Source organism: Acetobacter sp. DsW_059 (assembly GCF_002153695.1).
GTDB lineage: Bacteria > Pseudomonadota > Alphaproteobacteria > Acetobacterales > Acetobacteraceae > Acetobacter > Acetobacter thailandicus.
The window spans coordinates 44,963-59,186 of sequence record NZ_JOPI01000050.1; the positions used below are offsets into that span (position 1 = coordinate 44,963).

7 protein-coding genes are annotated in these 14,224 nt (G+C 51.1%); 6 read left to right on the forward strand and 1 reads right to left on the reverse strand.

Translation table 11 applies throughout. The features are described 5' to 3' along the window. Positions 1–50: 50 nt before the first annotated feature. Positions 51–3,566, reverse strand: coding sequence for a methionine synthase (gene metH / locus HK25_RS10525; protein WP_369824744.1), 3,516 nt, complete (start codon positions 3,564–3,566; stop codon positions 51–53). On the opposite strand from metH, the gene HK25_RS10530 reads away from it, so the two are divergent. From HK25_RS10530 to HK25_RS10555, 6 genes are all read left to right on the forward strand, one after another. Further along, a complete protein-coding gene (locus HK25_RS10530; protein WP_143295987.1) occupies positions 3,556–4,035 on the forward strand; it encodes a hypothetical protein in 480 nt (159 codons plus the stop codon). The genes metH and HK25_RS10530 overlap by 11 nt on opposite strands. A gap of 226 nt (positions 4,036–4,261) precedes the next feature. Further along, positions 4,262–6,457, forward strand: a complete 2,196-nt coding sequence (locus tag HK25_RS10535) for a peptidase domain-containing ABC transporter (protein WP_086636184.1) — start codon at positions 4,262–4,264, stop codon at positions 6,455–6,457. 3 nt (positions 6,458–6,460) lie between these two features. Continuing rightward, positions 6,461–7,921, forward strand: a complete 1,461-nt coding sequence (locus tag HK25_RS10540) for an HlyD family type I secretion periplasmic adaptor subunit (RefSeq protein ID WP_086636160.1) — start codon at positions 6,461–6,463, stop codon at positions 7,919–7,921. A 43-nt stretch (positions 7,922–7,964) separates the two neighbouring features. Next, positions 7,965–9,779 carry a tetratricopeptide repeat protein gene (locus HK25_RS10545; RefSeq protein ID WP_086636161.1) on the forward strand — a complete coding sequence of 605 codons (1,815 nt, stop codon included), beginning with the start codon at positions 7,965–7,967 and terminating at the stop codon, positions 9,777–9,779. A gap of 50 nt (positions 9,780–9,829) precedes the next feature. Then, positions 9,830–12,898 (forward strand): glycosyltransferase, encoded by a 3,069-nt coding sequence (locus HK25_RS10550; protein WP_086636162.1) that lies wholly within the window; start codon positions 9,830–9,832, stop codon positions 12,896–12,898. 161 nt (positions 12,899–13,059) lie between these two features. Continuing rightward, entirely contained in the window at positions 13,060–14,217 is a 1,158-nt protein-coding gene (locus HK25_RS10555) for a hypothetical protein (protein ID WP_233127803.1), read from the forward strand. The last annotated feature ends 7 nt before the right edge of the window (positions 14,218–14,224 follow it).

Consider the following 14,224-nt stretch of genomic DNA (forward strand, 5'->3'; position numbering starts at 1 on the left):
TAAAAACCGTCAGCCCGGGTTCTTATAAGAAAAAATCCAGGCTGATAGTCTCAGATAGTGAAGTATCTCGCATGTTTGTTCATAATAACAAGCGCAGATGTTGATTGTTCCGGGTGAAGCTGATCACCGTCTGTCAGAGATACCCCAATATCAGGTGCATTCAGCAGCTTGAGAATAGGGTGCTGATCTTCCAGGCGCGGGCAGGCCGGGTAGCCGAAAGAATAGCGTGACCCACGATAGCCCTGCTGAAGCAGTTTTTCCATATTACGGTCGTCTTCAATGGCAAAGCCAAGTTCTGAACGAATGCGCTTGTGGGTATATTCTGCCATAGCTTCAGCAATTTCAACTGAGAGACCGTGCAGGTAGAGATAATCCTGGTAGCGGTTCTCTTCAAACCAGTCGCGGGCAATGTCAGAGGCTTTCTGCCCCACGGTAACAACCTGCAGGGCGACAACGTCACGCTGTGCGTCAGAAATATCACGCACAAAGTCAGCAATACATTCACCATCTTCACGTGGCTGACGAGGCAGAGTAAAGCGTGCGGCTTCCGTTATGCCATCTTCTTCAAATAAAACGAGGTCATTACCATCGCCTGCGGCTTTCCAGTAGCCGTATGATGCCTGTGGCGTGAGTATATTATCTGCCGCGGCGATGTCGAGCATCCGTCTGAGCACAGGTCGAAGCTCCTGTTTCGCCCATACCATAAACTCATCGAGCGAACGGCCCTGCTTTCTGAACCCCCACTGGAACTGGTAGAGTGAGCGCTCATTGAGGAAAGGAATAACCGCCTCTGTCGGAACAGAGAGGATTTTATTACCCCAGAAAGGCGGGGTCAGTACAGCCTCATCCTGTGTCAGTCTGGTGCGTCTGGCGCGGGCGGCTTCGCGGTCGACCGGACCATAACCGCGTGTAATGCTGTCTTCAGGTGTACGGGCAGCCTGACGTTTTGCTTTGCCCTCACGACGCTTGCTGATAGCGGAGAGATAGTCATCAAAGCGGTTTTGCGTAATCTGGTCCATTAACGTGAGGCCATCAAACGCATCACGGGCATAAGCGACCCGCCCTGAAGGGTTGTAGGAGGCTACGCAGTCTTCTTCAACATAGTTGCGGGTCAGTGCCGCCCCTCCAAGAAGAACGGGAACGTCGAGCCCGCCACGGGTGATTTCTTCGAGGTTTTCACGCATAATCACTGTTGATTTAACCAGCAGACCTGACATGCCAATGGCATCGGCCTTTTCGCGTTTTGCAGCCTCGATCATGTCAGCTACGGGCACTTTAATACCCAGGTTCACTACGCGGTAGCCGTTATTGGTCAGAATGATATCAACCAGGTTTTTGCCAATATCGTGTACATCACCCTTAACCGTTGCCAGGACGATTGTGCCGCGCTGCTGGCCTTCAGCCCGATCCATATGAGGTTCAAGCCAGGCAACAGCAGCCTTCATAGTTTCGGCAGACTGAAGCACAAAAGGCAGCTGCATTTTACCCGCGCCAAACAGCTCACCAACTACTTTCATACCGTCAAGAAGTACTGTGTTGATGATGTCGAGTGGTGACATTTCTGTCATGGCTTCTTCAAGGTCTGCTTCCAGGCCTTTTCGGTCACCGTCAACAATGCGGTCTTTGAGTCGTTCCTGCGCGGTGTCTGCTTTTTTACGCTTGACGGCTTCAGATGCCTTCCGGTCCGCAAACATAGCAAGCAGAGTTTGTAGCGGGTCATAATCTGCTGTGCGGCGGTCAAAGATCAGATCTTCTGCAACTTTGACTTCTTCTGGCGCAATCATGTGCAGCGGGCGGATTTTTGAGACATGCACAATGGCAGCCGTCATACCGGCCTTGACTGCATGGTCGAGATAAACAGAGTTGAGTACGGCACGTGCTGCCGGATTCAGACCGAAGGAAATATTGGAGAGACCAAGAACAATCTGCACATCCGGGAAGTTGTCACGGATCAGTTTAATGCCTTCAAGTGTCCACACACCAAGCTTACGGTCATCTTCAGCGCCGGTGGCGATGGTGAAGGTCAGCGGGTCGATCATCAGGTCAGACTGCGGCAGTCCGTACTGATCGCAGGCAAATTCGATCAGACGCTTTGCGATACGCAGTTTGTCTTCTGGTTTGCGGGCCATCCCTTCTTCATCAATGGTCAGAGCAACGACTGCGGCACCGAATTTACGGGCGAGGGCCATGCGGTCTGCTGCCGGGCCGTCTCCGTCTTCAAAATTGATGGAGTTGATGATGGGTTTGCCACCATGCAGCTTCAGGGCGGCTTCGATCACGGGTGTTTCGGTTGAGTCAATGACCAGAGGGGCGTTAACTGATGAGGTGAAGCGCCTGATCACTTCATTCATTTCTGCTGTTTCATTGCGCCCGACAAAAGCGGTGCAGATGTCGAGGGCGTTTGAGCCTTCTTTGGTCTGCTCGCGACCAAGCGAGACGCAGCCGTCCCAGTCGTGAGATTCCTGAAGTTCACGCCATTTTTTAGACCCGTTGGCATTGCAGCGCTCGCCAATAGAGAAATAGGCGTTTTCCTGTCTCAGTGGTACCTGGTTATACAGACTGGCGACTGAAGGAACCCACACAGATGTGCGCCTGGCAGGGACCGGGCGGTGGTGGCCAGTGCCCTCTGCGCGGCGGCGCAGCATGGCATCAAGAGCCGCGATATGAGGTGTCGATGTGCCACAGCAGCCGCCAATAAGGTTGAGGCCGTCTTCGTTAATAAAGCGCTCGACCCATGCGGCCATCTCCTCGGGGGAGAGAGGGTAATGTGTCTGACCATCAATCAGTTCAGGCAGGCCTGCATTAGGCTGTACAGAGATCAGGCGTGGCCAGTTTTCGGAAAGCCAGTGCACGTGCTCTGCCATTTCCTGCGGGCCTGTGGCGCAGTTAAGGCCCATCAGGTCAACGTCCAGGCTGTGAATAACCGTGGCTGCGGCGGCGATGTCAGGGCCAACCAGCAGAGTGCCTGTTGCCTCAACGGTTACCTGCACAAAGATCGGCAGATGTACGCCCATTTCTGCACGGGCGGCTTTCATGGCGTTGACAGCCGCTTTGATCTGAAGGGTGTCCTGGCAGGTTTCTATCAGAAACGCATCGACACCGCCTTCAATCAGGCCGCGTCCCTGCTCAGTCAGTGCGGCTTCAAGAGTGTCGTAATCAACGTTACCCAGAGAGGGAAGTTTTGTGCCAGGGCCTACAGCACCCAGAACATAGCGGTGGCGGCCATCAGAAAAGCTTTCAGCGGCCTCACGTGCCAGAATGGCAGAATTACGATTGATCTCGCGGGCTTTGTCTGTCAGCCCGAACTCGCTTAATGTTATCGGAGAGCCGCCAAATGTATTGGTCTCGACCATATCAGCACCGGCTTCGTAATAACCGCGATGGATTTCACGAATCAGTTCAGGGCGTGACAGAGTAAGAATTTCAGTACAGTTTTCCTGTCCCCAGTAATCGCGTGTCAGGTCCAGATCGAGCATCTGAATACGCGAGCCCATTCCACCATCGCAGAGCAGGACGTGTTCACGCAGGGCATCAGAGAGAGAGAGACGAGAGGGCATGGCATCCATGGAGCGAAAAGAGGAGGGAGGGGACGGGCAGGCAGCAGCGCTGCGTGACGCTACCTTATTTCAGAGACAGGCGTCTCTGTCCACCGCAAGGCTGCGGTGGAGAGGGGAAGAGGACAGGCGAGTGCCTCTGTTCGTCGTGGCAGAGGAGAATGTTCCGGCTCAGCGGAATCAGAGTGCCGCAGTATTTATCAATTTTACGCCACATTCTGATCTGCTGCAGGGCTGGGCAGAAAGCCGTGTCTGGTATGGTCCTCTGGTAAGGCACGGGCGCACATGTGCATGTTGTGTTAATCCGTTTGATATAGACCAGCTTCTGGCGAAAATATTTCGCGATCGTGCAACGGGGCAATGTTGTTTTTTTACACAAGTATTTCTTATTTGTGAAAAAAATGTCATAAACGAGGTGTGCGATATGGTTGTGCAAAGCCGCGTTGTGTCAGGAATGTACGGACTTAAGGATAGTTTGTGAAAATTTTTGAGTGATTTTTCAATGTGGTTCAGTTAGGTGTCAAAGCTCTGTTGCACAAAAAAACACCTGATTTCTGATTATTATTTTTTTCAAAGAGTTATATTCTCTCTGATTGTGTGACAAAAAGTTTTTAACGACACGAAATGTTTGCGTTTTATCAAAAGGGTTGTTCGTGAATCATTCTGACAATGTTCCGGAAGTCTCTGGCTCTCAGTCACATACTGATATGGGTGAAGAACGCGTATCACCCGCTATTATCCGGTTGCGTGCTGTTATTGCAGCGGCGCGGTTTCATGGGCTTGAGCTTGATATACGGGATTTTGCGGCAGAGCCAGGTGAGGTCAGCCCGTCTCCTGCAACGTTGTGCCGCTGGCTGAAAGAGCAGGGTGCTGCCGCCAAGGGGATGCAGATCAAGTGGCGCTATCTTGTCAGAATGTCGAATTCGCCCCCTATTGTTCTGCTTTTTAAAGATGGATCAGCGGCCATTATGGTCAATACAACGCCCGACCGCGGTGTTGTCTGGCTGCGTGATCCTCTGAAGGGGGAAGAGACACCTCCGGTACCAGTTGACGAGCTGCGCCTGAGCCGTATCTGGACAGGTGAGATCGTTCTGGTGAAAGCACGAGAGGGGCAGTCAGAAGCTGATGCCCCAATCTGTTTCGCCTGGTTTGCCAAGATGGTGTTGCGTGAGAAGAAATCCCTGCGTGATATTGCACTATCGTCAATGACATTAAGTGTACTGCAGATTTTTCCGCCGCTTATCGTGATGCAGATTATTGATAAAGTTATTAATTATCACTCGATGTCTACTCTGGTGGCGATTACCGGTATGATCGTCGTGTTTTCAGTTTATGAAATTCTTTTGTCTTATGCACGGCGTGAGGTTTCCCTCGTTCTGACAACCCGTGTTGATTCACGTTTATCTCTTAATATTTTTAATCGTCTTGTGTCGTTACCTCTTGAGTATTTTGAGCGGCAGCAGGCGGGTAACCTTCTTGGTCGTGTCATGGCTATTTATAAAGTGCGTGACTTTTTGACCGGCAGGCTTATGTCCACTTTTCTGGATTTGTTTACTCTTGTTGTAATTTTACCGTTTCTGTTCTTCTTAAGTTCGACACTGGCCTGGATGACAATAGGTGCCGCTGGTTTTATCGGGCTGGTTGTAGTGTTGTTTACCGGCCCTGTTACTAAAGTCATGCAGCATCAGCTGCTTGCTGAACGTGATCGTTCTGCGATTCTTTATGAGACTGTAGCTGGTATTCGTACTCTCAAAACGCTGGCTCTTGAAAACAGCCGTAAGCATGTGTGGGATGAAATGACAGCCCGCGTCGTGCGCTGGAAGCTTGCTGCCGGACGTATGATGAACTGGCCACAAACGCTGGTGATGCCGCTGGATTTGTTTATTAATCGCGGCATTCTTATTGTTGGCGCTTATCTCACGCTGACAAGTCCTGGTACAGTAGGTGTTGGTGCGCTTGTTGCGTTTATGATGCTGGGCGGTCGTGTCGCGTCTCCGCTTGTTGGCCTGGCCAAGCTGATGGATGATTATACGGAAGTGATGACCTCCTTAGGTGAGGCGGCTTCGGTCCTGAATCAGCCGACAGAGACAGTTGCGCTGACAACAGGAATGCGTCCGGTTATTAAAGGTGCCCTTGTCTTTGATGGCGTTAACTTTACCTATCCCGGCGCGACAAGTCTGGCGCTTAAAGATGTGAACTTTCAGATTCCTGCCGGCACTATGCTGGGTCTGGTCGGGCGAAGTGGTTCAGGTAAATCAACCATAACCCGTCTGCTGCAGGGTGTCAGCCGTTCTTATACGGGTTATCTGCGCCTTGACGGTATTGACCTGCGGGAAATTAACCTTACCCATCTGCGTCGTTCCTTCGGTGTTGTGTTGCAGGATAACTTTCTGTTTCGTGGTACAATCCGTGAAAATATTACGGCGGGTCGTCCGGGCTATACGATTGATGATGTTATGCGTGCAGCACGTATGGCTGGCGCTGAAGAATTTATTGAGCGTATGCCTGCTGGGTATGAGACCTTTATTGAAGAGGGATCGACTAATATTTCCGGTGGGCAGCGTCAGCGTCTTGCTATTGCCCGTGCAGTCATCACCGATCCGAAACTGATGATTCTCGACGAGGCAACATCAGCTCTCGACCCTGAGAGTGAAGCACTGGTGAATGCCAACCTGGAACGCATAGGCAAAGGGCGCACAATGGTCATTGTGTCGCACCGTTTGTCATCGCTTGTGAACTGTGACCAGATTTGTGTGATGGATAAGGGGTCTGTCGTTGATATAGCGCCTCATGATGTTTTGCTTGAGCGGTGTGATATTTACCGTACGCTCTGGATGCAGCAGAACCGTCATACACATGGTAGTGCCGTGGGTGATACCTCCCTTATCGCGGAAGGAGAATAGGCCATGAGCGAGAAGGATATTATTCCCGCAGGGCAGCCTCAGTCACAGGAACCTGTTCAGTATGAGATGCCAGATGAAACAGCGACAGCTTTTATCCGGCAGGCAGATGACCCCTACGCTCCTGGTGACCTGCCTATAGGCTTGCTTGAGTTTCATTCGCCTACTGCGGCTCTGGTTAACATGCCGCCAACGGCATCAGCACAGTATATCATCTGGCTGATCGGTGCACTGATGCTCTCGACCCTGACCGTTATGGTTGTTTTTCCGCTTGATAAAGTGGTTTCAACGTCAGGACGGCTGATTTCAACGGAAACACCAATAGTTATTCAGCCTCTTGATGCGTCAATTGTACGTTCTATTAAGGTGCGTGAAGGTGATTACGTTCGTAAAGGCGAAATATTAGCTGAGCTTGATCCGACAACAACCGGTGCTGATATTGATAATATGCGTGCTCAGACAGATCAGTACCAGGCTGAGGTAGATCGCCTGCTGGCTGAGGCTGATGGCAGGACGTATACGGCTACAGCTCAGAATCTTGCATCAGCTCAGCAGGCTGAAGCCTTTATTCGCCGTCAGGGTGAGTATAATGCCAAGATTACTAATTATGATAAAATGATCGCCAGCCTTCAGCATGATATGAAAGGGTATCAGGCAAGTGCAGCTATGTATGCAGCGCAAAGTAAAGTCGCAGCAGATGTGCACTCTATGCGTATGCAGCTGCAGAAAGATCAGGTTGGCAGTAAGCTTTCAACGCTGAGTGCCCAGAATGCCCTGATGGATATTGAGCGTTCGCAGATCGCTGCACAGCAGCAGGCGGCATCAACCAGCAATAAACTTGCGGCACAGACTTCAGAAAAAGAGAGTTATATTCAGAACTGGAAGGCTGAGGTTTATCGCGATCTGAATACTGCTGAACATCATCTGGCTGAATCAAAAGCATCATACCGTAAAGCACTTCTTCACAGTCAGCTTGTGATTATGAAGGCCCCCGAGGACTCAATTATTCTTAGTCTGGCCAGGGTGTCTGTCGGCGGTGTTCTCTCTGCCGGGCAGCGTATGATGACCCTGATTCCGGTTGGTAAGGGGCTTGAGGTTGAGACTGTTCTGTCCGGTAAAGACGTTGGTTTTGTAAAGCTGGGTGACAAAGCTCTGGTTAAATTTGAAACCTTCCCTTTCCAGCAGTATGGCGGTGCAGAGGCTGTTGTCAGAACGATTAGTGCGGACTCCTTCGTTCAGGATGAGGATGCGCAGCAGGTCGGTGTCTCACTTGATCCGAAAAACCAGGCGTTTTTCAGGGTTCATATGAGAATTGATAAGTACACTTTACATGGCGTTCCGAGTTTCTTCCATCCTCAGCCTGGTATGCCAATAACAGCGGATATTAAGGTCGGTAAGAGAACGATTATGCAGTATATGCTTAATACGATCATGCCGCTTATGAACCAGGGAATGCGCGAGCCGTAAAAGAAGAGTTGCGGTTCAGGCATACAATATAAGGGTAGTCATTATGGTCGTAAGCTTAATCAAACGGATGGTCGGACGCGATGGGTCTGCCGAGGCCCGTCTTGAGGGAGCAAAGGCTCTGATGGCTGCCCCCGAAACAGCCATTAAGGGTTTTTCGCAGCTTTCTCTGCTTGCTCGTGAAGATATCCCTGAAGCGCAGTTTCTTGTTGCCGATGCTTATCTGACAGGTAACGGGGTGCCACCTAACCTGCCGGAGGGGGTGCGCTGGATGCGCCGTGCCGCACGTAAAGGCTGGCCTAAAGCTGGTTTTACGATGGCAACATTGTATCTGAACGGTTTGCCGGCCAGTATTGAAGATCAGGGCAGTTCCGGTGCTCTTTTTGGTGCGAGCTCGCCTCTTGTTGAAAAAGGTGAGCCTAATTTTCACCGGGCCGCGGTCTGGGCTAAATTGTCGGCTGAGCTCGGTGATGTCGATGGCCAGGCAATTTATGGTTATGTGCTGTGTAACGGGCCTGAGGATGTCAGAAATCCTGAAGAAGGCCGAAACTGGTATCGTAAGGCTGCTGAAGCGGGAAATGCTCAGGGCCACCTTGGGCTGGGGCTGCTGACACTAGGGACAGCCTCTTCTCAGGATGATTATATTGTCGCAGCGCAGCACCTGAGAAAGGCTGCTGATGCTGGTTTATCTACAGCATTATATCTGATGGGTGTGATGTATGAGCATGGCATGGGTGGCTGCTCTGCTGATGAAGGGGTCGCTTTTTCATATTACAGTAAAGCTGCCGAGCAGGGTGTTCCAAAAGCTCAGGCTCGTTTGGGTGTAGCCTTAATGGCTGGTAGCCACGGGATGGAACGTGATGTCGTGCGCGGAGAGACCTGGCTCAGGCGTGCAGCATTAGGCGGTGATGCAGAGGCGGCGGCTACCCTGGGCGATCTGTACGGTCGCGGTGGTGATTTGCCTCCAAATTATGTCGAGGCTGTTTCGTGGTATCAGCAGGCAGCAAAAGCCGGTCATGCAGCTGCCAGCTATACGCTGGGGACCCTGTTTAAAGAGGGCGTTGGTGTTGCCAGGGATGAGCGTGAAGCTGAGCGCTGGTTCAGGCTCGCAGTCGAGCAGGGGCACAATCACGCAACCATTGATCTGAGCAATATGCTGCTTCAGGGGCAGGCTTCTTCCGATATAAGCGCTGACCTTATTCAGGTATATCGTACAAAGGCTGAACAGGGTGATGCTTTGTCAGCTTTTAATCTGGCCGTGTGTCTTATTCAGGGGGTAGGCACAGAGCAAAGCTATAAGAGTGATGCAGAGGCACTCAGATGGCTGCGTATTGCAGCTGATAAAATTGTTAATGCACAGTACTGGTATGGTATTCTTACTCTGCATGGACGTGGCACGGATAAGAACCCTGAAGCAGGTCGCGCCTGGCTCAGAAAAGCTGCCGAGGCTGGTATGACAGATGCCCAGGTTGCTTATGCTGATCTTCTGGTGAATGGCACTGGTGGGCCAATGGACCACCAGCAAGCACTGGAGTTATATAAAAAAGCAGCGGCCCAGGGGCACGTGTGGGGAATGTTCTCGCTTGGTGCAATGTACGGCGGCGGGCACGATGTGCCTGAGGACCTTGTCGCTGCGCAGCAGTGGTTCAGGAAAGCAGCGGAGAAAAATAACCCTCCTGCACAGCTGATGATGGGACGTTACCTTGCTGCCGGCCGCGCTGGTGAGCAGGATACAGAACAGGCAAAAATATGGTATAAAAAGGCAGCAGCCCAGGGCATCTCTGAAGCCGCGGCTGAGCTTGCAAACCTTGAGGCTGCTGAGGCTGAGACCAGTGTTCCTGCCACCAGTCATGACGGCTGAGCAGCAGGCCGGTCTCTTTATTTGAGTATCAGAAAAGCCAGGTTTTTCTTATGAGCGGGTCTTCCGGAGCAGCACTGATCTGGCAGGATGTGACACTGAGCGCCCGGTCCCGTGCGGTCATTGCCAGTCAGCAGGCGCAGAAAACCTATTATAGTGGTTTGAAAGCCTGGGCAGAGCGTGACTACGCCACCGCCAGAGACCTTCTTGAATATGCTAACAGGCAGGCTCCTGAAAGCCAGCATGTCATGTTTGCCCTGGTGCTTGCACGCCAGATGACACGAGATCTGTCTGAAGCAGAAATACTTCTTTCTGCGTTATTGTCAGAGTGTGATTTTAAAGAAGGGTGGATGCTGCTTGCAGGTTTGCGCCTTGAATTGCAGGACGTCGCGGGTGCGTTAGCCGCTGCAGAGCATTTGTTGTCTCATTTTTCCTGTAATGCAGATATCGCTGATTTTGTCAGCAAAATTTACCACCTTAATGGGGTCGCAGGCTGGTGCGGGCTTGAGGGTAATGGTCAGATCAGGTGGGGGAGCCGTTCTCCGTTAAAGCCTGTCAGTGTATGTTATGACGATACGGTTCAGCCTGTATGCCGGAGAGGGAAAGAATGGTTTTGCCCCGAAGGCTGGCAGCATGCTGAGGTTGTCTCAGTTATATTTTCCGGTGGTGATCATTTCTTTGGTAATGATTTCAGGCCAGAGCATATTATAAAATGCGAGGGCTTTGTTGAAGAAGAGGCAGAAGGTCTCAGAGGCTGGGCCTGGTTTCCTTATGACTCGCAAAGAGAGCCTGTGCTCAAAGTGATTGATGTGCAGAGCGGTAAAACTCTGCAGCATGTTCATGCAACAGTTCTTGACGAAACAGGCGGGGCTCAACGTCCGGGCGCCATGTACCGTCATTTTTCACTTTCGCAGCATGAGCTGCCTGCAGGTTTTATAAGTGTCAGGGATGAATATGGCCGCGACCTGGCAGGCAGCCCGCTTTTTCCGGGGCAGAAGGCCCGGAGTGCGGTTGCGGTTGCCAGGTACCTTGCCGGCATGCGCCTTACTGCATCAGAGGTTTTTTCTTCGTCTGATAAAGGTGTGGCTGAAAGCTTTCTTCCCGTTCCGGTTCTGACAAACAATATTCCCGTACCGGAGGTTTCAGGGCAGCGAGCACCTCTTGCCATTATTATTCCTGTATTTCGTGACCTGACGTGTACCAGGCGCTGCCTTGAAGCTGTCAGAAAGACAACTCAGGGTATAAAAATTCAGGTTCTGGTTATCAATGATGCTTCCCCCGAGAGGGAGCTGACCGATTTCGTTAAGGCTTTTTGCGAGAAGTATAATTTCTCCTGTCATCAGAATGAGCGTAACCTTGGTTTTCCCGGTACAGTTAATAAGGGCCTGAGGGCTTTAGCGGGCCATGATGTTATTTTGCTCAATAGTGATACATGCGTCGCGGAGGGCTGGCTGGCAGAACTGAGGCGGATTGCTTACCGTGATCAGCAGACAGGTACGGTGACACCATTTTCAAACGATGCCAGTATTTTGTCATACCCGTCGCATGAGAGAGAAAACGCTGAACCTGATGCAATGCAGACAAGGGTTTTCATGGCTGCAGCACTGGTAGCCAATAAAGGGGTGTCATATGACATCCCGACAGGTCACGGATTTTGCCTTTATATACGTCATGATTGCCTGAAGCAGACAGGACTGTTGCGCGAAGATGTTTTCGCCCAGGGATATGGCGAAGAAAATGATTTTTGTATGCGTGCCCGTGCTCTGGGGTGGAAGCATAAAGCCGCACCAGGAGTATTTGTCGCACATACAGGGGCTGCCTCATTCGGCAGTGCCCGGGCAGATCTGATGGCACGCAATGCTGATATTCTTGAGGATCTGCACCCTGGGTATCATGCTCTGGTGGCAGACTGGATCAGGCGTGATCCGCTGTCTGAGGCGCGCCGGCGTTTTGATCAGGTGCGTTTTCGCGCACGTGGGGTGGCTGCCCGCGTGTGTAAAAAAACAGTTTTACTGGTTACGCATCATCACGGCGGAGGAGTTGAGCGGGTTATTCAGGAGCGGGCCGCCAGTTACAGGAAGCGTTCTTTTCGGGTTTTAATTCTCAGGCCATCAAAAAAAGGATGCCTTATTGAAGATAGTACTGCCCCTGAGGATTTTCCGTCTTTGGCTTTTACGTTGCCTGATGAGCATGCCGGGCTGCTCGATCTTTTACAGCATGAAAATGTTCAGAAGGTAGAGCTGCATCATCTGCTTGGTCACCATCCGTCAATTGCGCACCTTGCAAATGAATTATGCTGCTCCTGTGATGTGTTTGTACATGACTATATGTGGTTTTGTCAGCGTATCTCGTTGCTTGACCCATCTGGAAACTATTGTGGCGAGCCGGATCTTTCAGGGTGCGAGCGTTGTATTTCTACTGGCGGCAATAATATAGAAGAAGATATTAGTGTTGCAGTATATGTACAGCGCTCTGCATCGGTTCTCAGTATGGCAGATACTGTATATGTACCGTCTCGTGATACTGCGCAGAGAATGTTGAAACATTTTCCCGAAATCACCTGTGTGGTAAGACCTGCTGAGAAGAGAGTAAAGAGAGCAGAGTTGCCAGGTCGTGGCAAACAGGCAACGGCAGGACATTATGTTCCTGCCGATGGTTTTTTAAAAACACCCAGGCAGGCAGAGTCCCGGCGTTTACGGCTATGTATTGTGGGCGCGATTGGCCGGGAAAAAGGGTATGATGTGCTGTATCAGGCTGCTCTTGATGCGGCTCTCCGGGATTTGCCACTTGAATTTGTTCTGGTCGGGCACACCCCTGATGATACTCCTTTGCTGAATACTGGTCGGGTTTACATTACCGGTCGGTACAAAGAGGGTGATGCAGTCACATTACTGGAATCTATACAGGCAGATGCTGCATTTTTACCATCAGTCTGGCCAGAAACATGGTGTTTTACACTGGAGCTTGCCTGGAAAGCAGGATTGTCTGTTATTGCATTCGATCATGGTGCGCCTGCTGAACGCATTCGTGCTACAGGGCAGGGCGTTGTGATTAATCCGCATCTCAGAGGTGCAGAGCTTAATGAGATGTTGATAAAAAGCATAAATATAGGCAATAAATAGAACGAGATGAGATCACAGGAGCATTCGCTTCTTTATTCACTGATATTTAAACTTATTTTTGTAAGTTTTAAAAAAAATTCCTGATTGAATGAGGATTTATGTCTAGTAACCAGGCGTCGGCGCAGCAGAAAATTTCGGATTTAAAAGTCTCAGGATCTCTGATGACTCTTCAGACGGGCCTGTTCTGTGTGTATTCTACACCAGGGCAACAGCCTCCGTCAGCCTCTGGCCTGCCTGGTGTACGCATTTCGCAGCCACCTGTGAAAAACACAGCAAATGTCGAAATTCTGACGTTTGATAGTGAAGGCTGGATGAGCACAGTTAATGGTGCAGCTCTGATCAGGGTGCATCAGGGTCCGGCTCAGGTCATGGTTACAATTTATCAGGAAGATGGTTCGCCGCACGAAGCGCCCCGTCTTCAGGTCGTTCAGCTCAGCGCGCAGTCTGACGCATCGGCAGCACCGCTGGTTGCTTCAGCAGCAACAAAGGGTCAGGCTGCTAAAGGTGCTGTTGTCTCACAGGAGGCTGAGGCCTCAGTGAAACAGGATGAAGTTGAAATAGGTGCGCATATTCAGCGCCGGGGTGATGTTGCCGCGCGCCTTGGTGAATGGATGGGTAAGCCGGGCAGTCGTGCCTGGATTGAAGGTTTTGGTGTGGCTCCCGCTTCGCTGATCGCTCCGGCTGATATTGAATATCAGGCTGTTCTGGGCAAAGGCTGGTTGTCACCATGGGTTGCCGGCGGGCAGTATTGTGGCAGCCGTGGTATGGCGCTTCCTATCCTTGGTTTGTGTGTACGTCTCAAAGGTCAGGCGGCGAAAAAATTTGAATGCCGTATTACAGCAACCTTTACAGATGGTACAGAGATCGGACCAGTTTCTGGTGATGAGCCCGTTGAAGCAGCATCTCTTGCTCCGCTTGAGGCTTTTTTACTTGAAATTATTCCCCGTGGCAGTGCTGGCAAAAAAGCTAAAAGCCTGAAGGCTTCGGCTAAGGCAAAAGCAGAGGCTGAAGCTGAACTGGCTGTGCTGCTCGACGAAGAGGACGGTGATATCTTCGAGGCAGATGATTTTGATCTGTTTATCGAAGAAGAAGGCGATTCTCCGGTTACAGAGGTTATTGAAGAAGAAGAAATTATAACGCCTAAAAAGCGTAAAACTTCTGCCCGAAAAGCGAAAGCTGTGGCCGTGAAAGCTGTGGCGGTGAAAGCGGTGCCAGCCGTACCAGCACGTCGCGGCAGGCCAGCTGCCCCGAAAGCAGAAAAGCCTGTTTCCGTTCCACGTAAAACAACCCGTGGACGTAAACCTGCTTCTCGCCGATAAACTATAA

Bases quoted from the DNA above. Each gene is read 5' to 3' on its own strand.
- HK25_RS10530 (WP_143295987.1), top strand. From the start codon at position 3,556: ATGGCATCCATGGAGCGAAAAGAGGAGGGAGGGGACGGGCAGGCAGCA.
- metH (WP_369824744.1), bottom strand. From the start codon at position 3,566: ATGGATGCCATGCCCTCTCGTCTCTCTCTCTCTGATGCCCTGCGTGAA.
- HK25_RS10535 (WP_086636184.1), top strand. From the start codon at position 4,262: ATGGGTGAAGAACGCGTATCACCCGCTATTATCCGGTTGCGTGCTGTT.
- HK25_RS10540 (WP_086636160.1), top strand. From the start codon at position 6,461: ATGAGCGAGAAGGATATTATTCCCGCAGGGCAGCCTCAGTCACAGGAA.
- HK25_RS10545 (WP_086636161.1), top strand. From the start codon at position 7,965: ATGGTCGTAAGCTTAATCAAACGGATGGTCGGACGCGATGGGTCTGCC.
- HK25_RS10550 (WP_086636162.1), top strand. From the start codon at position 9,830: ATGAGCGGGTCTTCCGGAGCAGCACTGATCTGGCAGGATGTGACACTG.
- HK25_RS10555 (WP_233127803.1), top strand. From the start codon at position 13,060: ATGACTCTTCAGACGGGCCTGTTCTGTGTGTATTCTACACCAGGGCAA.